This window comes from Streptomyces sp. TM32 (genome assembly GCF_004122755.1).
Lineage (GTDB): Bacteria > Actinomycetota > Actinomycetes > Streptomycetales > Streptomycetaceae > Streptomyces > Streptomyces sioyaensis.
Genome location: NZ_SDIG01000003.1, coordinates 64,309 through 84,990, shown reverse-complemented (window position 1 = coordinate 84,990; position 20,682 = coordinate 64,309). Strand labels below are relative to the sequence as shown.

The 20,682-nt window shown below is 70.5% G+C and carries 22 protein-coding genes; 9 read left to right on the top strand and 13 right to left on the bottom strand.

Features of this window, described 5'->3' with window-relative positions:
- Positions 1-65 precede the first annotated feature (65 nt).
- Positions 66-1,127 (bottom strand): Ku protein, encoded by a 1,062-nt coding sequence (locus EST92_RS01595; protein WP_129279190.1) that lies wholly within the window; start codon positions 1,125-1,127, stop codon positions 66-68.
- 30 nt (positions 1,128-1,157) lie between these two features.
- Between EST92_RS01595 and ligD the strand changes: the two genes are divergently transcribed.
- Together ligD and murJ are read left to right on the top strand one after the other, a co-directional pair.
- Positions 1,158-2,105 carry a non-homologous end-joining DNA ligase gene (ligD, locus tag EST92_RS01590; protein ID WP_129279189.1) on the top strand — a complete coding sequence of 316 codons (948 nt, stop codon included), beginning with the start codon at positions 1,158-1,160 and terminating at the stop codon, positions 2,103-2,105.
- Between the two features lie 225 nt (positions 2,106-2,330).
- Complete coding sequence (gene murJ, locus EST92_RS01585) at positions 2,331-3,899, top strand: murein biosynthesis integral membrane protein MurJ (RefSeq protein WP_254068402.1); 1,569 nt, start codon at positions 2,331-2,333, stop codon at positions 3,897-3,899.
- An 18-nt stretch (positions 3,900-3,917) separates the two neighbouring features.
- On the opposite strand, the gene EST92_RS01580 is transcribed toward murJ, so the two are convergent.
- Entirely contained in the window at positions 3,918-4,346 is a 429-nt protein-coding gene (locus EST92_RS01580) for a hypothetical protein (protein WP_129279187.1), read from the bottom strand.
- 199 nt (positions 4,347-4,545) lie between these two features.
- Between EST92_RS01580 and EST92_RS01575 the strand changes: the two genes are divergently transcribed.
- From EST92_RS01575 to EST92_RS01560, 4 genes are all read left to right on the top strand, one after another.
- On the top strand, positions 4,546-5,190 hold the full coding sequence (locus EST92_RS01575) for a class I SAM-dependent methyltransferase (protein WP_129279186.1): 645 nt from the start codon (positions 4,546-4,548) through the stop codon (positions 5,188-5,190).
- Between the two features lie 256 nt (positions 5,191-5,446).
- Positions 5,447-6,373, top strand: coding sequence for an endonuclease (locus EST92_RS01570; RefSeq protein WP_129279185.1), 927 nt, complete (start codon positions 5,447-5,449; stop codon positions 6,371-6,373).
- A gap of 139 nt (positions 6,374-6,512) precedes the next feature.
- Positions 6,513-7,817 (top strand): serine hydrolase, encoded by a 1,305-nt coding sequence (locus EST92_RS01565; protein WP_254068392.1) that lies wholly within the window; start codon positions 6,513-6,515, stop codon positions 7,815-7,817.
- A 293-nt stretch (positions 7,818-8,110) separates the two neighbouring features.
- Positions 8,111-8,314, top strand: coding sequence for a cold-shock protein (locus EST92_RS01560; protein WP_006601696.1), 204 nt, complete (start codon positions 8,111-8,113; stop codon positions 8,312-8,314).
- A 206-nt stretch (positions 8,315-8,520) separates the two neighbouring features.
- Here the strand turns inward: EST92_RS01560 and EST92_RS01555 are convergent, their stop codons facing one another.
- On the bottom strand, positions 8,521-8,715 hold the full coding sequence (locus EST92_RS01555) for an antitoxin (RefSeq protein WP_129279184.1): 195 nt from the start codon (positions 8,713-8,715) through the stop codon (positions 8,521-8,523).
- Between the two features lie 358 nt (positions 8,716-9,073).
- Here EST92_RS01555 and EST92_RS01550 point away from each other — a divergent pair, with 358 nt between their 5' ends.
- Both EST92_RS01550 and EST92_RS01545 read left to right on the top strand, forming a co-directional pair.
- Positions 9,074-9,397, top strand: coding sequence for a hypothetical protein (locus EST92_RS01550; protein WP_129279183.1), 324 nt, complete (start codon positions 9,074-9,076; stop codon positions 9,395-9,397).
- A 105-nt stretch (positions 9,398-9,502) separates the two neighbouring features.
- Positions 9,503-11,038 (top strand): SDR family oxidoreductase, encoded by a 1,536-nt coding sequence (locus tag EST92_RS01545; protein ID WP_129279182.1) that lies wholly within the window; start codon positions 9,503-9,505, stop codon positions 11,036-11,038.
- Between the two features lie 215 nt (positions 11,039-11,253).
- On the opposite strand, the gene EST92_RS01540 is transcribed toward EST92_RS01545, so the two are convergent.
- The 3 genes from EST92_RS01540 to EST92_RS01530 all read right to left on the bottom strand — a co-directional run bounded on the left by EST92_RS01540 (position 11,254) and on the right by EST92_RS01530 (position 13,846).
- The gene (locus tag EST92_RS01540; RefSeq protein ID WP_174243894.1) at positions 11,254-11,703 is read right to left on the bottom strand and encodes a spore-associated protein A; all 450 of its coding nucleotides are present in this window, start codon (positions 11,701-11,703) and stop codon (positions 11,254-11,256) included.
- A 251-nt stretch (positions 11,704-11,954) separates the two neighbouring features.
- Positions 11,955-12,809 (bottom strand): lysozyme, encoded by an 855-nt coding sequence (locus tag EST92_RS01535; RefSeq protein ID WP_129279181.1) that lies wholly within the window; start codon positions 12,807-12,809, stop codon positions 11,955-11,957.
- A 383-nt stretch (positions 12,810-13,192) separates the two neighbouring features.
- Entirely contained in the window at positions 13,193-13,846 is a 654-nt protein-coding gene (locus EST92_RS01530) for a transglycosylase SLT domain-containing protein (protein WP_129249228.1), read from the bottom strand.
- Positions 13,847-14,603: 757 nt separating this feature from the next.
- Here EST92_RS01530 and EST92_RS01525 point away from each other — a divergent pair.
- Positions 14,604-14,801 carry a hypothetical protein gene (locus tag EST92_RS01525; RefSeq protein WP_129279180.1) on the top strand — a complete coding sequence of 66 codons (198 nt, stop codon included), beginning with the start codon at positions 14,604-14,606 and terminating at the stop codon, positions 14,799-14,801.
- Between the two features lie 148 nt (positions 14,802-14,949).
- Here the strand turns inward: EST92_RS01525 and EST92_RS01520 are convergent, their stop codons facing one another.
- The 7 genes from EST92_RS01520 to EST92_RS01490 all read right to left on the bottom strand — a co-directional run bounded on the left by EST92_RS01520 (position 14,950) and on the right by EST92_RS01490 (position 20,605).
- A complete protein-coding gene (locus EST92_RS01520; protein ID WP_129279179.1) occupies positions 14,950-15,687 on the bottom strand; it encodes a transglycosylase SLT domain-containing protein in 738 nt (245 codons plus the stop codon).
- 483 nt (positions 15,688-16,170) lie between these two features.
- Positions 16,171-17,019: an SRPBCC family protein gene (locus EST92_RS01515; RefSeq protein ID WP_129279178.1), complete on the bottom strand. Its 849-nt coding sequence runs from the start codon at positions 17,017-17,019 to the stop codon at positions 16,171-16,173.
- A complete protein-coding gene (locus EST92_RS01510) occupies positions 17,016-17,333 on the bottom strand; it encodes a metalloregulator ArsR/SmtB family transcription factor (RefSeq protein ID WP_096211845.1) in 318 nt (105 codons plus the stop codon). The genes EST92_RS01515 and EST92_RS01510 overlap by 4 nt, the downstream gene beginning before the upstream one ends.
- Before the next feature lie 58 nt (positions 17,334-17,391).
- Positions 17,392-18,291 (bottom strand): alpha/beta fold hydrolase, encoded by a 900-nt coding sequence (locus EST92_RS01505; protein WP_129279177.1) that lies wholly within the window; start codon positions 18,289-18,291, stop codon positions 17,392-17,394.
- 114 nt (positions 18,292-18,405) lie between these two features.
- Positions 18,406-19,644 carry a beta-ketoacyl-[acyl-carrier-protein] synthase family protein gene (locus tag EST92_RS01500; RefSeq protein WP_129279176.1) on the bottom strand — a complete coding sequence of 413 codons (1,239 nt, stop codon included), beginning with the start codon at positions 19,642-19,644 and terminating at the stop codon, positions 18,406-18,408.
- The gene (locus EST92_RS01495; RefSeq protein WP_129249265.1) at positions 19,641-19,847 is read right to left on the bottom strand and encodes an acyl carrier protein; all 207 of its coding nucleotides are present in this window, start codon (positions 19,845-19,847) and stop codon (positions 19,641-19,643) included. Before EST92_RS01495 ends, EST92_RS01500 begins: the two co-directional genes overlap by 4 nt.
- 296 nt (positions 19,848-20,143) lie before the next feature.
- Positions 20,144-20,605, bottom strand: coding sequence for a MarR family transcriptional regulator (locus EST92_RS01490; protein WP_129279175.1), 462 nt, complete (start codon positions 20,603-20,605; stop codon positions 20,144-20,146).
- Positions 20,606-20,682: the final 77 nt, after the last annotated feature.

Sequence of the window (20,682 nt, the reverse complement as noted above, 5' to 3'; positions counted from 1 at the left end):
CGACTCTAGAACGGGCGCCGACGGGAGAGGTGCTCCCGCCCCACGGGAGAGACGACCCGACGGCCCTATGCGGACGACCGCTTGCCCGTCTTCTTGGCCGTGGTTTTCTTGGCGGCGGTCTTCTTGGCGGTGCTCTTCGATGACTTCCCGGACGTGGCGGCCGCGGATTTCTTCGCTGCCGTCTTCGTCTCCGCCGACTTCTTCGCGGGGGCCTTCTTGGTGGCCGCGCCGGTCTTCCGCGCTGTGGCCTGCTGCCCGGTACCGCTCTTCTTGGCGGTGCCCGAGCCCGCCGCGCTCTTCTTCGCGGCCTTGCGTCCCCGCAGGGGGGTCACGGACGCCGACTCCGACTCCGCGCCGGTGTCCTCGCCCTGCGCCGCCCGCACGCTCTTCTCCAGGGCCGCCGTCAGATCGATGACCTGGGCGCCGGACGCGGGGGCGACCGGCTCCGTGCCCTCCAGCTTGGCGGCGACCAGCTCCTCCACGGCCTCGCGGTAGTCGTCGTGGAGTTCGGCGGGATCCAGCTCGCCCAGGGAGTCCATCAGGGTCTCGGCCAGCGTCATCTCGTTCTCGCGGATCTCGACGTCGTCGGGCACCACCTCGGTGGCGGGCCGGATCTGATCCGGCCACAGCAGCTGATGCATCACCAGTGCCCCGTCGTGCGCCCGCAGCATCGCCAGCGACTCCCGCCCCCGCATCGCCACCTTGCCGATCGCGACCTTCCGGTGGTGTTCCAGTGCCTCCCGCAGCAGCGTGTACGGCTTGGCGGCGGACGCTCCGTTGGGCGCCAGGTAGTAGGACTTGTCCATCTGGAGCGGATCGATCTCGGTGGGGTCGACGAACGACAGGATCGACAGCGTCTTGGCGGTCGGCATCGGCAGCTGTGACAGATCGTCGTCGGTGATCGGCACGATGGTGTCGTCGCCGGGCGGCTGGTAGCCCTTGCCGACCTCTTCGTTCGGGACCTCGTTGCCGTCCAGCTCGCAGATCTTCCGGTACTGGACCGGCGCACCGTCCTTCTCGTGAATGCGCACGAAGGAGACCGACGAGGTGCGGTCGGTGGCGCTGTAGGTCTTCACCGGGATGGTGACCAGGCCAAACGATATGGACCCATTCCAGATAGAACGCATCTTTCATCCCTTGTGTGGGATTCTCATGGTATGTCGCCGATCACCGTCGTGGAGGGGCGGCGCCTCTCGCTGACCAACCTGGACAAGGTCCTCTATCCGGGGACCGGCACCACCAAGGGTGAGGTGCTGCACTACTGCACCACCACCGCAGATCCGCTGCTCAGCCACCTCCGCGACCGGCCGCTGTCCTTCCTGCGCTACCCCGACGGGCCGGACGGCCAGCGCTTTTTCACCAAGAACGTGCCGCCCGGCGCACCCTCCTGGGTGAAGACGTGCGAGGTCCCCCATTCGACGTCCGGGCCCACCCGCCAGGTGCTGCTGCAGGACCTGCCCTCGCTCGTCTGGGCCGCGAACCTGGTCGTCGAGCTGCACACCCCGCAGTGGACGTGCGGGGCACCGGGCATCGCCGACCGGCTCGTCTTCGACCTCGATCCCGGAGCCCCGGCCACCATCGTGGAGTGCTGCACCGCGGCCCAGTGGCTGCACGACCGGCTGGCGGCCGACGGCCTGGACGTCCACGCCAAGACCAGCGGGGCCAAGGGGCTGCACCTCGTCGTGCCCGTCGAGCCCACCCCGGCCGAGCGGACCACTGCCTACGCCAAGACCCTCGCCGTCGAGGCCGCGGCGGCCCTCCCGGAACTCGTCGTGCACAAGATGACCAAGACGCTGCGCCCCGGCAAGGTCTTCATCGACTTCTCCCAGAACGCCGCCGCCAAGACCACCGCGGCCGCCTACACCCTGCGGGCCCGCGACACCCCCACCGTCTCCGCCCCGGTCACCTGGGAAGAGATCGCCGACTGCACCGACCCGCGGCACCTGACCTTCCTCTTCGGCGAGATCGCCGCGCGCCTCGCCCGCCACGGCGATCTGCTCGCCCCGCTCCTCGACCCGGACCGCGCCCGCCCGCTGCCCGCCGCGCGGCCGGCCCGCGCGCGGGCGAGACCCCAGCGGTCCAGGTCCGCCCCTGATTCCCCGTAGATTGACGGAATGCTGGAGGGGACACCACACACATCGCAGACACCGCACGACACACTGCCGCTACGCCTGCCGGACCGCTCGGCGGACGAGGAGATATCCGGCGGCGGACCGGAGCCAGACGGCGCGGCGGAGCTGGAAGGGCATACGTCGCAGCCGGGGCAGGGCCGCCCCGCCGCGAGCACGGGGGAGGGCCCGGGTGGCGGGCTGCGACGCTCCTCGCTCCTGATGGCGCTGGGAACCGTGGCCTCGCGGGCCACCGGACTGATCCGCGCGATGCTCCAGGCGGGCGCGCTCGGTACCGGACTGCTCGCCACCACGTACAACATGGCCAATACCATCCCGATGGGCATCTACACCCTGATGATCGGCGGCGCGCTCAATTCGGTGCTGGTGCCGCAGCTGGTACGGGCCAGGGCCGAGCACCCGGACGGCGGCCGCGCCTATGAACAACGCCTGGTCACCCTGGTCCTGAGCGTCCTCGCGGCCGGTACCGTGCTGTCGGTCTGGGCCGCGCCGCAGATCGTCGCCGTCTACACGAGCGACACCCCCGAGAACCACGCCGCCTTCGAGCTCACCGTGGTCTTTGCCCGCTTCCTGCTGCCGCAGATCTTCTTCTACGGCCTGTTCTTCATCCTCGGGCAAGTCCTCAACGCCCGGAGCAAGTTCGGCGCGATGATGTGGACGCCGGTGCTCAACAACGTCGTGCTGATCACGATGTTCGGCCTCTACCTCGGCCTGCTGGCCGGCCCGGACCGCATCGAGGACATCACCCCGGGTCAGGTCGATTTCCTGGGCCTCGTCACCACGGGCGGTATCGCCGTCCAGGGACTGGCCCTGATCCCCTTCGTCCGCGCTTCCGGCTTCCGCTTCCGGCCGCGCTTCGACTGGCGCGGCAACGGTCTGCGCAAGAGCATCGGGGCCGCCCGGTGGACCCTGCTGCTGGTGCTCGCCAACCTGGCCGCGATGACCGTCGTCACCCACTTCGCCGGCGCCGCGGACCAGCAACTCCCCACCGGAGGCGTCGGATACACCGGCTACAGCCTTGCCCAGGGCATCTGGGTGCTGCCGCAGTCGGTCATCACCGTCTCGCTGGTGACCGCGCTGCTGCCACGGATGAGCCGGGCGGTCGCCGAACACCGCCTGGACGACATGCGCGCCGACCTCTCCCACGGGCTGCGGATCAGCGGGGTCCTCATCGTCCCGGCCGCCTTCTTCTTCCTCGCGCTCGGCCCGCAGACCGCTCAACTCCTGTTCGCACACGGTGCCGTGGACGCGGCGTCGGCCGTGCCCGCCGGGCAGATGCTGCAGGCCTTCGGGCTCGGGCTGATCCCGTTCTCCGCCCAGTACCTGCTGCTGCGCGGCTTCTACGCCTTCGAGGACACCCGGACGCCGTTCTGGACGGCGCTGTGCATCGCCGCCGTCAACATCGGCCTGGCCGTGGCCTGCCACCTCTGGCTGCCCGCCCGCTGGGCGGTCATCGGGATGGCCGCCGCCTACGCCGTCGCCTACGGAGCCGGGCTGCTGCTCACCGTGGTGCTGCTGCGCCGCCGGCTCGCCGGACGCCTCGACGGCCGGCGGCTGTGCCGTACCTACGGCAAGTTGGCCCTCGCCGCGGCCGCGGCTGCCGTGCTGGGCCGGCTCGTGGCCGGTGCCTGCTCCGGCGTGTCCGTCCCGGCGGGCTGGGCCTCCGTGCCGGCCCTGGCCGCCGGCGGCCTCGCCATGGCGGTGGCCTTCGTGCTCCTGGCCCGCGTCCTGAAGGTCGCTGAGCTGCGCAGTCTGCCCGGGCTGCGCTGACCCGGGCAGCGCGCTCCGTCACACTGCTCGGGGCCGCGGCCAGGACGCCCGGGCGGCGGCCCCGAGCCAGCCGATGACGGCGGCGACCGTGGCGTCGCCCAGGCTCGCGATCTCCGTCAGGGCCGTCAGATCGCCGTCGGCGGGAGCGACGCCCGCCGCGGTCAGCGCGGCCTGGAGCTCCTGCCGGCGGCGGTCGGGCATCGCCACCGGTCCCTGCCGCTGCTCCTCGGGGCGCGGCGGAGCCGGCGGCCGGTCCTGCGGGAGCAGCGGCTCGAAGTGCAGCCGGTCCTCCGGGCGGGGCGGTGGGAGAACGGGGTCCGCGGCGTACGCGGACGGGCGCTCCTGTGGGTTCGCCGGCGCACCGAGACGCTCCTCGGGGCGCGGGGGAGCGAGCACATAGCCCGGCGTGGCACCGTACGGCGGGGGAGTGGGGCGGTACTGCGACATGGGGGCCTCCACAACTCACGGTCCGAAGGGTTGGAGGGGATTCGGGTAATTCGGGTTCGAGGGGATTCGGCGGTTCGGGGCATTCGATGAACAAGGTGTCAGTTCTTCGGAAGCCGGACCATGCCCGTCCGGTTGCGAGTGAAGTGCGAGTTCACCCGATAAGGCCAATGTGCGCCGGTTGTTTCGCTAGCGTGGCCGCATGCCGAGCCCGGAAGAACTACCGAACCCGTACTGGAATCACAATGTGCACTATCACCGGCTCGTGCTGGGCGCCGTGCCGGACGGCTGCACCCGGGCGCTGGACATCGGATGCGGCGACGGCCTGCTGGCCCGCAAACTCGCGCGGCGGATTCCCGAGGTGACCGGCGTGGACCGCTCGCCGGCGATGATTCGGCTGGCCCGCGAGGCCGGAGCCCGGACCCCGAATGTCACCTTCGTCGAGGCGGACTTCATGACGGCGGCGGACGGCGTTCTTCCCGGCAGGTACGACTTCCTCTCCGCCGTGGCCGTACTCCATCACCTGGACTTCACAGCCGCGGTCCGCCGGATGGCTGCTCTGCTCACGCCCGGCGGGCGCCTCGTCGTCATCGGCCTGGCGAACAACGGGACGCCACTGGACTGGCTCATCAGCGGGGCGGGCCTACCCGCCTCCTGGATCCTCGCCCGGCGCCACGGCGGAAATTCCGGACCGTCGGGCCTGCCGGTGCAGGATCCCGACATGACGTGGAGTGAGATCCGGCGCGCTGCACAGGACATGCTGCCGGGCAGTCGCGTCAGCCGCCATCTGCTGTGGCGCTACGCATGGGTGTGGGACAAACCGAGTTCTGAATTCCGGTCGAGGTAAGCGGGCGGGGGCGTCAACTCGCCCGCGTCGCAGCACTTGGCCGCGCGCATACGATCGGGTATCGACGGCAGTGCTGCGTTTTCGGCGGAATTCGGTGATCGCCACGGAGTGCGCACATAACCCTCCCTCGCTGTTCACACCGTGATGATTCCTGCAATGGAAAGCTGCCCTGCGGCCGTGTTTCCCAACGGCCGGCGCGGGTCGCGCCCCCACATTTCGCGACTCGGCGCCACAATTCGGGGAGAGGACACCCTTCGTGGACACCACTCGCGTGACCCGTCGCGCCCGTACCGCACTGGCTCTCGCCACCGGAACGGTGCTGACGGCGGTGGTCGTACAGGTCCCGGCCAGTGCGACGGCCACCGTGGCCGGACACCGCAATGCCGCTGCCGCGCCCATCAGCCCGCACTCGCCCCATTCCATCCGGGCATTTGACGCCACGTCGTATGACGCCACCTCGCATAGCGCCATGTCGCATGACGCCGCGTCGTATGGCGACACGTACTACAAGGACGCCATCGGAAAGACCGGCCCGGCGCTCAAGGAATCACTGCACCGGATCATCAGCACCACCCAGACCGGAAAGCTGACGTACGACGAGGTCTGGGACGCGCTCAAGGACACCGACCAGGACCCGGCCAACAGCGCGCACGTGATCCTGCTGTACTCCGGCCGGTCCGCGAGCAAGGACGCCAACGGTGGCGGTCCGGACGACTGGAACCGCGAACACGTCTGGGCGAAGTCCCATGGCGACTTCGGCACCGACACCGGCCCCGGCACCGACCTCCACCACCTGCGCCCGGCCGATGTCTCCGTCAACAGCGCCCGCGGCGACAAGGACTTCGACAAGGGCGGTACGGAGGTCGCCGAGGCACCGGGCAACTTCACCGACGACGACTCCTTCGAGCCCCGGGACGCGGTCAAGGGCGACGTCGCCCGCATGATCCTCTACATGGCCGTCCGTTATGACGGCGGCGACGGCTTCCCGGACCTGGAGCCCAACGACAAGGTCGGCAACGGCACCGAGCCGCACATCGGCAAGCTCTCCGTATTGAAGCAGTGGAGCAAGCAGGACCCGCCGGACGCCTTTGAGAAGCACCGCAACCAGGTGATATTCGACAAGTACCAGCACAACCGGAACCCGTTCATCGACCACCCGGAGTGGGTCGACGCGATCTGGTGACCGGCCTCCGGCCGCGCGGGCCGGGGCGGGGCGGTCCGACCGCCGGTCCCGGCCCGCCGCGTACGGCAGTCGGGGCGCCCGCATATCGGATGGCGTATGCCAGACGGCGCCACGCCCGGGTCGTTTTTAGCGTGGCCACATGTCTCGCGTGAGTTGGGTCCCCGTCAGAGTCGCCACCACCGCCACCCTTTGTGCCGCCGGCCTGTGTGCCGTGCCCGGCCAGGCAGCCGCCGATGGCCCGAACGGCATCGACGACCTGCGGCCCGGAGCGCACCTGGTCGATCCGGCAGTTGCCGAGAACGGGCTGGACCGGCGCGGAGTGCAGTTCCTGCCCCGGGCGGACGTGCCCGAGCCACCGGATGTCTCCGCCCTGTCCTGGATGGTGACGGACATGGCGAGCGGCAAGGTCCTGGCGGCCAAGAACGCCCACCGGCCCCTGCCGCCCGCCAGCACCCTCAAGACGCTCTTCGCCGTGACGGTGCTGCCGAAGTTCGGCCAGGGGGAGGTGCACACCGTCTCGCTGGCGGACCTGTCCGGTATCGAGGCCGGGAGTTCGCTCGCCGGCCTCAAGGAGGACATGCCGTACCACGTCGATGACCTGTGGCGTGGCGTCTTCCTGCGCTCGGGCAGCGATGCCGTCCACACCCTGGCCGCCATGAACGGCGGCTGGAACAAGACCATCGACGACATGCAGGAGACCGCGTACCGCCTCGGCGCCCGCGACACGCGGGTGGAATCGGCCGACGGGTTCGACACGCCGGGCCAGGTCTCCTCGGCCTACGACCTGACGCTCTTCGGGCGGGCCGGTCTGAACAACCCGGACTTCGCCCACTTCGCGGCGACGAAGAAGGCGCAACTTCCCATGGACGGCGGCCCGGACTCGTTCGGCATCCAGAACACCAACCGGCTGCTGGTCGGCTCACACGGCGTCCGGCCGTACGACGGGCTGATCGGGGTGAAGAACGGCTACACCAGCCACGCCGGCAACACCCTGATCGCCGCGGCCCGGCGCCACGGGCGGACGCTGCTGGTCACCGTCATGAACCCGCAATCCGGGGCCCCGAACGCCGTCTACGAGGAAACCCGCACCCTGCTGGACTGGGGGTTCGAGGCGGCCCCGCGCACCACGCCCGTCGGGGCGCTCCCCGCCTGGAGGCCCGGCGACGCCGACGGCGGAGCGGAGCATTCCCCCGATCAGCGGCAGCCTGGCCTGCCCCTGCACAAGGCGGCGATCGGGACGCAGACGGACGCCGGACGGCAGGGGCGGTACTGGTGGATGCTGTCGGCCATCGGGCTCGTCGCCGTCGCGGGCCTCGGTACCGGGGTGTGGTGGCGCCGGCGCAAGCTGCGCGAGAGAGGGATCGCGAGCGAGACCGGGAGCGGGAACGAGAGCGGAGGCGGGAAGGAGAGCGAAAGCGTGGGCGTGAGCGGGGAGTCCGACTGAGGTCTCCGCCCGCACCGCCGGGCCGTCGCACACCCGTCCGATCGGTCAGGGATACGGAGGACACGCGATGGCCTTGGCCGGTGAAGGGCGACGCGTCCGTCATGGTTGTGCGGGCTGCCGGGGGTTGCTCGGTGTAGCGTCCTGATCAGCTGTCGTGGTTCCGAAGTGCCGGACGCCCGTGTCGCATTCACGGGCGTCCTTGCTGTGTAGCGCGTCTCCGGACCAGGGCGATCACCTCCGGGTTCCGCAGCACGCGGAAGCCGACTCAAGCCCATTGAACGAAGGAGACGGACATGGCTTCCGGCACGGTGAAGTGGTTCAACTCGGAGAAAGGCTTCGGCTTTATCGCCCAGGACGGCGGCGGCGCCGACGTCTTCGCGCACTACTCGAACATCGACGCCACGGGCTTCCGCGAGCTGCAAGAGGGCCAGAAGGTGACCTTCGAGGTCACCCAGGGGCACAAGGGCCCCCAGGCGGAGAAGATCCGGCTGGCGTAGTTCGCGGCCCCGCCCCTCGGTGCCCGCTCCCGATCCCGGGGCGGGCACCGTCGCGTGCGGTACGGCGCCGGCCTCACCCCATCGGCCCCGTCCACCGGCACCCCGTAAGTGCCGGGGCACCGGGCGCGGACCGGCCGGACGGCGCGGTGCTCATCCGTGCGGCGTACGACGGAACGGTGGAATGTGACCGCCGCCGGGCGGGCCGCTCAGGGCTGCGGTGGCTTGTCCTGGCCCGGTCCGCCGCCGAACTCGTCCCTGAGCTTCTCCTGGCCCGTGTCGACCTGGCCCTTGTACTTGCCCTGGGTCTTGTCGTCGACCATGTCGCCGGCCTTTTCGACGCCCTTGTCGGTCTGGCTTTCGTGGCCCTTCAGCATGCTCTTGATCTTGTCCATCATGGACATGAGTCGTCCTCCTCACCACGATCCCCCACGACTCCAGCATCGTCCCGTCCCGGGGGATCTGCATCAGGGAGCCCGGCAGGGCGCCCGCTGCCGGGGTAGGGGCCGGTGCGGCCGTGCATTCCCGGCTGCCGGAAGCCCGCCGGCGCCGTGCTGACCCGGTGTCCGGGGGCCCAGCGGCATCGCCACGGGAAACGGACGGCTCCTGCCGCGGCGCGCAGCGGCGGAGGGTCCCGCGTCGTCGCCGCACGCCGGAGGTGCCCGCCCACCCGTGTGGCGCAGTGGCCTCGCGGAAATTCCCCGGAACTGCCGTCGGCCCGCTCGACGGGCACGGCGTCGCGGTCCGGCTGAGAATGCAGCGGTGAGCGATGAACACCGCAGTGCCGAAGACGCCGCGCCGCGCGCCGTGCCGTGTGACGAGGAACGACGGCTCGCCAGGAAGGCACTGGCCGGCCATGCGCGGAACGCGGACGACCTGTCGATGTTGATGGACATGCTGGGCCTGGACCCGAGCCGTGATGCGGACGCTGAGCCGCCCTGCTGCCAGGAGCAGGGCCATGGCCACGAGTGTGGCGGTGGCCCGGCAGCCGGGCGGGGCGCCGGCCGTGAGCGTGAACGGCGGCCCGAGCCACGCCGCGACACCTGCCGCGACGCCCGGTCACGCTCGGGCGGGCCACGGGCCTAGGGGGTAGTGATGCCTCGTAGGTGCCGTGCTGCCTCGTCGTGGCACCGGTGACACACTCGGCGTCGCAAGGCATCGACCCGCTACTCGCCCGAGGAGGCCGTGCAGATGTCCGGCGCAGGCGAGTTTCCCGCGCGGCCGGGGGCGCACCCCCGCGCCCTGGTCACTGGTGCCACCGGCTACATCGGCGGCCGTCTGATCCCCGAGCTGCTCACGGCCGGGTACGCCGTACGCGCGCTGGCCAGGACCCCCGAGAAGCTGCGCGACCATCCCTGGGCGGCGCACACGGAGGTGCTGCGCGGCGATGTCACCGACGCCGACTCGGTGGCCACCGCCATGGACGGCGTCGACATCGCGTACTACCTGGTGCACGCCCTGGGCAGCGGTCGGCGGTTCGAGGACACCGACCGCGAGGCCGCGCAGATCTTCGCCCGGCAGGCCCGCGCCGCCGGAGTGCGCCGGATCGTCTACCTCGGCGGCCTCGCCCCGGTGGGCATCCCCGAGCAGGACCTGTCACCCCATCTACGTTCCCGTGCCGAGGTCGCGGACATCCTGCTGGCGTCCGGCGTCCCCACCGCCGTGCTGCGCGCCGCGGTCATCATCGGCTCCGGCTCTGCCTCGTTCGAGATGCTGCGCTATCTGACCGAGCGGCTGCCGGTCATGGTCACCCCCAGCTGGGTGCGCACCCGCATCCAGCCGGTCGCCGTCCGCGACGTGCTGCGCTACCTGGTGGGCTGTGCCCGCCTGCCCGACGACGTCAGCCGCGCCTTCGACATCGGCGGACCCGACGTGCTCACCTATCGCGCCATGATGCAGCGCTACGCGCACGTCGCCGGGCTGCCCGAACGGCTGATCCTGCCGGTGCCGATGCTCACCCCGCGCCTGTCGAGCCTCTGGATCGGCCTCGTCACGCCCGTACCGCCCGGCCTGGCCCGTCCCCTGGCCGAATCGCTGCGGTACGAGGTGGTCTGCCGCGAGCACGACATCGCCCGCTACGTCCCCGATCCGGACCCGCCGGGCCACCCCATCGCCTTCGACGAGGCGCTGCGACTGGCGCTGCGCCGGGTGCGGGACGCCGAGGTCGCCACCCGCTGGTCGAACGCCGCGGTGCCCGGCGCGCCGAGCGACCCCCTGCCCACCGACCCCGACTGGGCCGGCGGCAGCCTCTACACCGACCGGCGGGAGCGGACCGTGGACGCGCCGCCCGAGGCGCTGTGGCGGGTGGTCGAGGGCATCGGCGGCGACAACGGCTGGTACTCCTTCCCGCTCGCCTGGGCGGTACGCGGCTGGCTGGACCGGCTGGTCGGCGGGGTGGGGCTGCGCCGGGGCAGACGGGACGCCCGCCGGCTGCGGGTCGGTGACTCGCTCGACTTCTGGCGCGTCGAGGAGGTCGACCCGGGGCGCCTGCTGCGGCTGCGCGCCGAGATGCGGCTGCCCGGGCTGGCCTGGCTGGAACTGACCGTCGGCCGCGACGCCCAGGGCCGGACGCGCTACGGCCAGCGGGCCCTGTTCCACCCGCACGGACTGACCGGCCATGCGTACTGGTGGGCCGTCTCGCCCTTCCACGCCGTGGTGTTCGGCGGCATGGCCCGCAACATCGCCGCCACCGCGGAGGCCGAACACCGGGCCCGGTGTGCGGAGTGACTGCCGAGGAACAGCCTGCTGTCGGCCGAACTCCCGGTCGCCACAAGGGGGATGGGGCCGCCGAGTGCTGTCCGCCTTCTCAGGCACGCCGACAGCGGGCCCCGGGCATGCGTCGCCCGGAACCCGCCGCAGTGAGTGACTCAGTGGTGCGTCACCCCCAGTGATCCAGCGGTGAGTCACGACCAGTGATGCAGTGGTGCGTCACCACACCCGACTCAGTGGTGCGTCACCGCACCGGCCGCGAACCGGCCGCAGTTGGAGCCGGAGACGCTGACGCTGACCGACTCGATCGAGCCGCCCCAGTCCACGCAGATGCCCTTCCCGGGCAGATAGACGGGACCGGCGTAGGCGGTGTACTTACCGCTGTCGTCCACCCACGGAGAACTGCCGTTGGAGGCCGTGATATAGGCGGACATCTGTACGGCCTTACCGGTCTTGTTCCGCACCGTCACGACACAGTTCTTTCCGGTCTTTGCGCTGTACGTCAGGTACACGGTCCCCTTTCCGGTGACCGGTACGGAATTCACGACGCGGTAGCTGCTTCCGCAGACTCCGTTGTACGCGGCGGCCTTCGGCGCGGCGGTTGCGGTGGTGGCCGTCGCCATCGTGGCGATTCCCGCCACGGCCAGGATTGCCGATCCTGCGATGGCACGTGAACGCTTCATGTGGATACCCCCGTTGGGTGCAGTGCCTTGCGTGGTCGTTGCGAAGTGTTGGACACCGGCCGGCCAAGGATGGTTGCACCGCAGACGTGAATTCCCTTTTTTCTGGCCGAGTTGAGATGCCGAAACAAGGGGTTTCCGTGAATGCTGTGGCGGCAGGGGCGCAAGGGGTACGACAGGGGTACGACGAAAGGCCGGTCCCCGGCGCCGCGGAGGGCGCCGGGGGCCGGCCGGGGGTAGCAGGGCGTACGGGCTCAGCGGCCGTTCGCGAGGACCTTGAGGCGGCTGTACGTACCGTTGAAGCGGTTGCGGTCGCCCACCGGGTGACCGGAGGAGGTGTGCTGCCAGATGCTGTGGTAGTTCCAGCCGTGGGGCAGTTTGCCGACGGAGGAGCCGTAGCGCGGGATCCACAGCGGATTCGTCCGGCCGAACTTGCCGGAGTTGCCGGTGCACCGCTTCCACCAGTTGGTGGAGGTGTAGATGACCGGGTAGCGGCCGGTCTCCTCCCGGTAGGTCTGCACGAAGTCGTGGATCCAGCTGACCATCGCCTTGTGGCTCTTGCCGTAGCAGGTCGCGCCGTAGGGGTTGTACTCCATGTCGAGGGCGCCGGGCAGCGTCCTGCCGTCCCGGGACCAGTCGCCGCCGTGGTCGGCGAAGTACTCCGCCTGGGAACCGCCGCTGGAGTGGTCGGGCAGCGCGAAGTGGTACGCGCCGTGGATCATGCCGGATTTGTACGAGCCCCTGTACTGCTGCGCGAAGTAGGGGTTCGTGTAGTTGGTCCCCTCGGTGGCCTTGACGTAGGCGAACCGCACCCCGGACCTGCGCAGTCCTGACCAGCCGACGTTGTGGTTGTGGCTGGAGACATCGACGCCGGACACGCCCCTTCTGTAGGACGCCCGCGGTTCGAGGCCACCGGCCCGGAGGGTGCCCTCATGGGCCACGATGGTGGACCCCATCCAGTCCTGGTCGGGGTGGGCGGGTCTCTTCCCGGCATCCTGCGCCGTGGCGGCGCCGGACAGCGCGAGCGGCAGCACGGAGAGAAGAGAGACAAGAGTTCCGGCCGCAATAGGGACAGTACGGCGGGCCGGACCGGATCTGCGCAAGGGCATCGCATGCCTCCGAAGGCCTTCGGTTGAGTCAGGTTCGGCAGCTTTTGAGCAGAATCCTGCCGATAAGAGACTTATACGCAGAACTGCCTGACGCTAAGGCCCAACAGGCCGTCAGTCCGCCGACCGGCCTCGCATCTCACCCGTCTGGCGGCCGGAAGCGGTCGCCGGGTCCCGGTCCGAGTACCCGTCCGAGGGCAGAGCGAAGCGGGCCCCGGCTGTGCCGGGACCCGCTTCACCGCGCAGCGGCGAACGCGCCATTCCGCCGCTTCGCAAGCTGCCTTGTGCAGAGCCTGTCGGCTCGCTTGTGGGGTCCGTCATACCCGTTGCCTCATCCGGCCGGTCCGGCCTCGGTGCGTGGGCGACGGCTCTTCGGTCGGGTCGGCTCAGTAGGCGGAGTCGACGTTGTCGATCGAGCCGTAGCGGTCGGCCGCGTAGTTGGCCGCGGCGGTGATGTTGGCGACCGGGTCGGTGAGCTTATTGGCGGTGCCGGCCACGTGGTACTGGTCGAACGTGGGCTGGATCACCTGCAGCAGGCCCTTGGACGGTATGCCGTTGGCGGCGTTGACGTCCCAGCCGTTCACGGCGTTCGGGTTGCCGCTGGACTCCCGCATGATGTTGCGGTGCAGGCCCTCGTAGGAGCCCGGGATGCCCTTGGCCTTCATGATGTCCAGGGACTGGCGGATCCAGCCGTCCAGGTTGTTCGGGTAGTCCTTGACGGCCTTGCGCTCGGCGGAGCGGTTGGCGGCCTGCAGGGCGCTGTGCTGCTTCGCGACGCCGCTGACCTTCACGCGGTCGGCGACCGAGGCGGTCACCGCGCGGCTGGGCTTGGCGTTGTCGGCCTTCGCCGGCTGGCCCTTCGCACCGACCGGCTGGACCACGGCCGGAGCGTGCTCAGAAGCGGCCTGAGCGGCGTCCGGAGCCGAGGTGAGGGCCAGGCCCGAGGTGGCACCCGCGGCGGCCAGAACGGCCACGGCGATCTTGTGGGTGCGGGTGATGCGGGTGATACGGGCAGCGCGGGGCAGGGTGAAGCTGGGCATGCAGAGTGACCTCTTCCAGGTACCGGGGACGGGGAGGCGGCCTTCTTTGGCGGCGCGAGACGAACCGGAGGTCTTCGCTGCGTTCGCCGTGCGGCGTGAATCGCAAACTCGCTCTCAGCGCGTCGGAATCCATGGTTAACGTCCGCCCCGAATTGAGGCAATGGTGCTCTGTACTACTCATCTTCGTGAGAGAAACCCGCAGCCCTGAAGTGATAAGCGTTTCTGGCTCCGTTGACCCGCAATGGCCGCGCGCTGTCGACTAGGCAGACTCGTAAGTGACATACGTCGCGTGCGTCGGGTCACCCGAGAGCGGCGGTAAAGACCCCTGGAGCCCTGGCCATAAGTTGCCTGGCTCACACCGGAATTAGGGTTCCGCGGTACCGCTTTACCCGCCGGTGGTCGCCGATTTATCCGGACGACGGACCCGCGGAGCGCGCCGGGATTCCTCAAATGTGGCGAGGGGCACGGTGTCCGGGCCCGGAAAGGGCGGTAATTGTGGCCCGACTCACGGCTGATTCGCGGCCGATTCGCCGCCGGTTCGCGGCCGATTCGCGGCCGGGGCGCGGCCCGCCGTCACAGGCGCACGACGGGGCGGAGGCGCGGCGTCCGCTCGGCCGTTGGTGCGCCTGGGATACGGCGATACGGCGGTGCCGCTGGGCCGTTCGCAGCAGCGTCCGGGGCTGTCGCATGACTACGGGCCCTCCGCTCCCGGAGGGTGACACCGCACACTGTCCGCACTCACCGTAGGGAAGTGCTCATGCTCCGTCGTCTTTCCGTCGTTCTCACCGGTCTTCTCGTCACGGGCTTCCTCGCCGCCGGCCCCGTGGCCGCGGCACCGGCCGATGGCCACCGTCACCACCATCACCTCACTGCCAAGGAACGGGAGGGACTTCGCGTGGCCGAGCAGGTCCTCGACGCCCTCTTCGGCGCTCCGGTGAGCCGGGACCGCTACTGACGGGCGCCCACGCACCACGGCAGCGGCAACGGCAATGGCCCCACCCGCGAGTTGCGGGCAGGGCCACTGCCGTTGCCATGCCTGGGGCCGCCTGCGCGGCACCCGTCTCAGTCGGCTCCGACCGTCCGCACGGTCGTGTCCCGCCGGCTCAGTACGCCGAGTTGACGTTGTCGATCGAGCCGTAGCGGTGCGCCGCGTAGTTGGCCGCGGCGGTGATGTTGGCGACCGGGTCGGTGAGCTTATGGGGCGTACCCGAGACGTGGTACGTGTCGAAGGTGGGCTGGATCACCTGCAGCAGGCCCTTGGACGGGATGCCGTTGATGGCATTGATGTCCCAGTCGTTGACGGCGTTCGGGTTGCCGCTGGACTCCCGCATGATGTTGCGGTGCAGGCCCTCGTAGGAACCCGGTATGCGCTTGGACTTCATGATGTCGAGCGACTCGCGGATCCAGCCGTCGAGGTTGTTCGCGTAGCGCTTGGCGGCCTTCGGCGCGGCCTTGTGGGCGGCCTTGGGAGCGGCCTTGGGAGCGGCGGCCTTCGGCGCGGCGATGACCTTGCGGTCGGCGGACCGGTCGGCGGCCTGCTTGGCCGCGTGGCCCTGCTTCGCGACGGCGGTGACCTTGAGGCCGGTGGCGAGGGACGAGGCGAGCTGCTGGTCCTTCTTGCCGTCGTCGGCCCGGTCCTTCGCGGTGAGCGGCAGGCCGTTGGCGCTGACCGGCTTCACCGCGGCCGGCGCGTGGGCGGCAGTGGTCTCGGCGTTGCTCGGCGCCGCGGTGAGCGCCAGGGCGGCGGCGCAGCTCGCGGACGCCACCACTGCCGCGGAGATCTTGTGGGTGCGGGTGATGCGGGTCGTACGGACGGCGCGGGGCAGGGTGAAACCAGGCATGCGGATATGACCTCTTCCAGGGCTTGGTGGCGGGGGAGGCGGCCTTTGGTTGGCGCGTGAGAACCGAGGGTCATGGCCGCGTTCCGCCGCTCTGGCTGAGTCCGCAGGCTCGTTCTCGGTGCTACGCGGAACATGGTTAACGCGAGCCCTGGATGGTGGCAATGATGCTTTGTACTACCTATCTTCGTGAGATCGGGCGAGATGTCCCTTATAAAGAACGCGCTATGCAGTAATGCCGGGAAGGGCGCCGACTAGCGGCCCTCGTACGTGACGTACGTCGCGTGCCGTGCATCACGCGGCACGGACGTCAAAGGCTTCTCCGGAGCCCCGCAAAGTTGCCTGGCTCACACGGGGAAGAGGCTTTCCGCGGCGGGAAGCGGAGGCCCGGACCGACCGCCGAGTGCGCCATCGCTCGCGCCCCCTGCGGAATCCACAGGGGGCGCGACGGAGCGAGGCGGGGAAATGCGGAATGTCGGCGGAAGGTCAGTCGGCCAGCAGCCGCGCGGCGAGGCGCTCGATGCGGTCGTGCCAGGCCTCCAGCGCGGCGGCCGTGTCGAAACCCGGCGGGCCGGTCTGGGTGAGGACGAGCCGGGCGCCGTGGCCGGTGCCCCGGCCCAGCTCCCAGCGGACCGTGCCCTGCGGATGCCAGCGGTAGGCGAGCACCGACGGCGCCCGTACCTCGGTGACGGGCCCGGCCGTCGCGGCGCCGGCGGTGAAGCCCTCCGGTGCCGGTGCGCCGGCCGTGGGCTCCGCGCCCGAGGTCAGCGCGGCCCAGACCGTCTCGGCGGGCTTGACGAGCTGACGCTCGAAGCGGACCCGCGGGCCGTCCGCGGTGTCCTCGACCACGCCGTGCCCGAGATCGAACTGCTCGACGTACGCCTCGTGCAGCTCGCCGGTATCGCGCTCCATGGCGGTCGGGGCGCCGTCGAGGAGCTGTGACAGCGCGGTGAGGCACAGATGCCAGCCGGAGGCGAAGCTGGCGCCGCCGAAGCGGTCGCCGAAGGTGTGCACCAAGGTCAGCAGCGAGCCCTCCCCGTCCGGGGTGATCTCCCAGCGCAGGTGGTCCTCTCCCCAGGTGAAGGCGAAGAGCCGGGGCTCGTCGGCGTCGGTGACCGTGCCGGTCATGGCGATCCCGCTGACGCCCGGCATGACGAAGGTCATCGCCCCGCCCGGCCGGAGTTCCACGGTGACCTCGGCGGGGAACCACTGCCCGATCTGTGCCGGGTCGGTGATCGCCGACCAGACCTTCGCGGGCGGATGGGCGAGCCTGCGCTCCATGCGCAGCGCGGTGCGGCCGTCGGAGGTGGTGAGGGAGTCGGAGTGCGGGTTCATCGGGGGTCGTCCTCCATGGCGTCGAGATGCCGTTCCAGGGCGTCAAGGCTCCCGGCCCACAGATGCCGGTAGTGGGCGAGCCAGGCGTCCAGCTCCGCCAGGGGTTCGGGCCGGAGCTCGTACCAGCGGCGCTGGGCGTCCTGCCGGACCCGGACGAGTCCGGCCTCGCGGAGCACCCGCAGATGCTTGGAGGTGCCGGGCTGGCTCAGTCCGAGCTGCTCGGTGAGCTCGCCGACCAGGCGCGGCCGCTCCAGGAGCAGGTCGAGGATCTTGCGCCGGCTCGGCTCGGCGAGAACGTCGAACGGTATGGACATGACCCCAGCATGCCTCGGCGGTTATATAGCCGCAAGGGGATGTATCCGTCTCCGTGGCTCACGCACACGCCGGATCGGCCGCGGACGGCTCCCTGCGCACCACCGGCGCGAGGCAGGGTGCCGAGCTCAGCGGCCCATCGGTGAAGAACCGTGCGGCCAAGTCCCCGACCTCCTGCGGGCGTTCGAGCACCACCCAGTGATCGGCGTCGGGAATCGTCAGAAAGCGGCTGCCCGGGATGGTGGCCGCGAACGCACGCTGTCGGGCCGGCGAGGTCACCGTGTCGTGCTCGCCGCTGAAGACGAGGGTGGGGACGCCGGCCAGCCCGCCGGAGAAGTCAGGGCGGTCCAGGAGCCCGCGGTTCAGTGCTTCGACGGTGTGCCGCGAGTTCCGGGCCGCGTGCAGCATCGAGCGCCTGACGTAGCGGTACGCCAGCTCACGGTGGACGACGTGCCGCCGGGTGTCGAGACACATCAGCCCCTCGGCGACGAGGGTGGCGAAGGACTCGGTGTCGCCGTCCAAGAGGTGGTCGGAAGCCCGCCGCCACAGCTCCACCTGCGCCTCGCTGATGTGGGCCGGAACCCCGCCGAGGGCGAGGCGTGCGATCCGCCCGGGGAACCGCCGGGCGCACCCGTACGCCAGGCCCGCGCCGTAGGAGAAGCCGAAGAGATTGACCCGCGGAACGTCCAGGTCGTCGATGATCCGCTCGATCGCCGCGCACACGACATCGATGCTCGGCCCCGCCGGGAGCGGATCGGCGTTCCCCATGCCCGGCAGGTCGGCGGTCACCACATCCGCCACCGGCCCCACGTGATCTTCCATCTGCGCCCAGCCGAACATCCCCTGCAGCGCGCCGCCCAGTACCAGCACGGGCTCGGTGGTCCGCGCCGGCTGCCGCAGCCGTCGGTAGGAATAGGACAGCCCGCACACCGACAGGGTGCGGATCATTTCCTCGGACATGGCAGATTCCTTCTCGGGGACCGGCGGGAATGCGCGCCGATGGGCGGTCCAGGGCGGCTCGCTCGGGTCACCCCGGGGCCGTGGCCTGATCCGGGCGGATCCGAAAGACCGGCCCTAGCGGGTCAGTACCAGCGCGGCATTGTGGCCGCCGAAGCCGAGCGATGTCTTGACCGCACAGTCGAAGGCCGCCTGCCGGGCCTCCTTGCGCACGATGTCGATCGGGATCCGCGGATCCGGCACGTCGAGGTTGGCGGTCGGCGGCACCAGCTGCTGCTCCAGGGCGAGCACGGTGAGTGCGGTCTCGATGCCGCCGGCGGCGCCCAGGGCGTGCCCGGTCATCGCCTTCGTCGAGGTGACCAGGGGATGATCGCCGAGCACCCGGTGCAGCATGACGGCCTCGATGCGGTCATTGACCACCGTCGAGGTCCCGTGCGCGTTGACGTGCCCGACGTCGCCCGGCTGCACCCCGGCGTCCGCCAGCGCGGTACGCAGCGCCCGCTCGATGCCGTTGCCCTCGGGGTCCGGGGCCACCGCGGCGTAGGCGTCGCTGGACGCGCCGTATCCGCGGAGGTGTGCGCGGACGGGCGCCCGGCGTGCCCGGGCGTGCTCGGGGCGCTCCAGCACCAGGAGCCCGGCGCCCTCGCCGACCACGAAGCCGTCCCGGTGCGCGTCGAAGGGGCGGCAGGCCGCGGCCGGGTCGTCGCGGCGGGTGGAGACCGCCTTCATCTGGCAGGCGCTGGCGATCAGCAGCCGGGACAGCACCGACTCCGCCCCGCCGGCGATGGCGATGTCGCAGACCCCGGCGCGCAGCAGCTGGTGCGCGGTGCCCAGCGCGACGGTGCCGGAGGAGCAGGCCGTGGCCACGCCCAGGCTGGGGCCGTGGGCACCGAGATCCGTGCAGACACTGCTGGCGGCGCTGTTGACGACGGTGAGCGGGGCGAGCTTGGGCGAGACCCGCCGGGCGCCGCGCCCGGCCATCGCCACATGCTGCTGGTCGTAGAACGGCAGCCCGCCGTGCGCGGAGCCGATGACCACCGCGACGCGGCTGCTGTCCCAGGATTCCGTGTCGAGTCCGGCATCGGAGACGGCCTCCCGGGCGGCGATGACCGCCAGCTGCGAGAAACGGTCCATCAGCCGCTGGGTGGCCACGCCGAGCAGCCCGAGGGTGTCCAGATCCGGCACGGTGTACATGAAGTCGCAGGGCAGATCGGCGAGTTCCTCGTGGCGCGCCACTCCGGTGGGCGCCGTGTCCTGGGTGACGGAGTGCCACGTGGCCTTCGCGCCGACGCCCGCCGCGGTGACCAGTCCCAGTCCTGTGACGGCCGCGGAAAACGGCTCCTGGCGGCCCGTCATGCCGGAACTTTGCCGTCGACGGCCGCCACCAGCTGGCCCACGGTGTTCCTCGGGGTCAGCGACACCTCATCGAGGTCGATGTCCAGCCGCTCCTCGATGAGGACGCGGAGCTCTTCCAGTGCCAGGGAGTCCAGCCGCAGGCTGCGCAGCGGAGTCCCGTCGGTGATGTCGCCCGAGGAGACCCCGAACCGTTGGACCAGCATGGTGGTGACAACTTCTGCCGCATTCACCTGGCGCTCCTCCTTGTCGTAGGCGATGCTGCCAACCGCGTCGTGGGCGGGACTTCACCGGCGGCTCCGGCTGGTTTGACCACCCTTTATACGCCTTTGTCCTGATGACTCCCCAACCTTGGTAGCTCAATGGGGTGATGAGCGCACCAAGGTGGGCAAGGCGTCCGTCCCTCGCCTTGCGGATGCCGCGGAAAGCACCTACGTACGTAACGCCGCGGACCGTCGAGAGGTACGGGCCGGATGCCGGCGGACTCGGGGGAGCGGTGGGCTCAGGCCTCGTCGAGGGCGCTGGTCACCCGCGCCAACAGGCCCTGGAGCGTGCGCAGTTCCTCGATGGTGAGGCCGGTCGCGGCCAGCATTCTGCGCGGGACCGGCAGGGCCTGGGTGCGCAGCTCGTCGCCGGCGGGCGTGAGGTGGATGGTGACCGAGCGCTCGTCCTCGGTGCTCCGTTCGCGCCGTACCAGGCCGGCCGACTCCAGTCGCTTCAGCAGCGGGGAGAGGGTGCCGGAATCCAGCCGCAGCTGCTCGCCGATGGCCTTGACCGGCCGGGGGCCGTGTTCCCACAGGACCAGCATGACCAGGTACTGGGGGTAGGTCAGGCCCAGGTCCTTGAGGGCGTCCCGGTAGACGCCGCCGAAGGCGCGCGAGGCGGCGTGCAGCGAGAAGCAGACCTGGTGGTCGAGGCGAAGCAGTTCGGCGTCGGGCACCGGAGGCCTGGTCGTAGGGGTCATGGGACCAGGTTAGCTCGCCCCGGGTTATTTAATTGCGCACAACTTAGTTGCGCACAATTTAGATGTGTGCGACTGTA

Bases quoted from the DNA above. Each gene is read 5' to 3' on its own strand.
- EST92_RS01595 (WP_129279190.1), bottom strand. From the start codon at position 1,127: ATGCGTTCTATCTGGAATGGGTCCATATCGTTTGGCCTGGTCACCATC.
- ligD (WP_129279189.1), top strand. From the start codon at position 1,158: ATGTCGCCGATCACCGTCGTGGAGGGGCGGCGCCTCTCGCTGACCAAC.
- murJ (WP_254068402.1), top strand. From the start codon at position 2,331: ATGGCGCTGGGAACCGTGGCCTCGCGGGCCACCGGACTGATCCGCGCG.
- EST92_RS01580 (WP_129279187.1), bottom strand. From the start codon at position 4,346: ATGTCGCAGTACCGCCCCACTCCCCCGCCGTACGGTGCCACGCCGGGC.
- EST92_RS01575 (WP_129279186.1), top strand. From the start codon at position 4,546: ATGCCGAGCCCGGAAGAACTACCGAACCCGTACTGGAATCACAATGTG.
- EST92_RS01565 (WP_254068392.1), top strand. From the start codon at position 6,513: ATGTCTCGCGTGAGTTGGGTCCCCGTCAGAGTCGCCACCACCGCCACC.
- EST92_RS01560 (WP_006601696.1), top strand. From the start codon at position 8,111: ATGGCTTCCGGCACGGTGAAGTGGTTCAACTCGGAGAAAGGCTTCGGC.
- EST92_RS01555 (WP_129279184.1), bottom strand. From the start codon at position 8,715: ATGTCCATGATGGACAAGATCAAGAGCATGCTGAAGGGCCACGAAAGC.
- EST92_RS01545 (WP_129279182.1), top strand. From the start codon at position 9,503: ATGTCCGGCGCAGGCGAGTTTCCCGCGCGGCCGGGGGCGCACCCCCGC.
- EST92_RS01540 (WP_174243894.1), bottom strand. From the start codon at position 11,703: ATGAAGCGTTCACGTGCCATCGCAGGATCGGCAATCCTGGCCGTGGCG.
- EST92_RS01535 (WP_129279181.1), bottom strand. From the start codon at position 12,809: ATGCCCTTGCGCAGATCCGGTCCGGCCCGCCGTACTGTCCCTATTGCG.
- EST92_RS01530 (WP_129249228.1), bottom strand. From the start codon at position 13,846: ATGCCCAGCTTCACCCTGCCCCGCGCTGCCCGTATCACCCGCATCACC.
- EST92_RS01525 (WP_129279180.1), top strand. From the start codon at position 14,604: ATGCTCCGTCGTCTTTCCGTCGTTCTCACCGGTCTTCTCGTCACGGGC.
- EST92_RS01520 (WP_129279179.1), bottom strand. From the start codon at position 15,687: ATGCCTGGTTTCACCCTGCCCCGCGCCGTCCGTACGACCCGCATCACC.
- EST92_RS01515 (WP_129279178.1), bottom strand. From the start codon at position 17,019: ATGAACCCGCACTCCGACTCCCTCACCACCTCCGACGGCCGCACCGCG.
- EST92_RS01510 (WP_096211845.1), bottom strand. From the start codon at position 17,333: ATGTCCATACCGTTCGACGTTCTCGCCGAGCCGAGCCGGCGCAAGATC.
- EST92_RS01505 (WP_129279177.1), bottom strand. From the start codon at position 18,291: ATGTCCGAGGAAATGATCCGCACCCTGTCGGTGTGCGGGCTGTCCTAT.
- EST92_RS01500 (WP_129279176.1), bottom strand. From the start codon at position 19,644: ATGACGGGCCGCCAGGAGCCGTTTTCCGCGGCCGTCACAGGACTGGGA.
- EST92_RS01495 (WP_129249265.1), bottom strand. From the start codon at position 19,847: ATGCTGGTCCAACGGTTCGGGGTCTCCTCGGGCGACATCACCGACGGG.
- EST92_RS01490 (WP_129279175.1), bottom strand. From the start codon at position 20,605: ATGACCCCTACGACCAGGCCTCCGGTGCCCGACGCCGAACTGCTTCGC.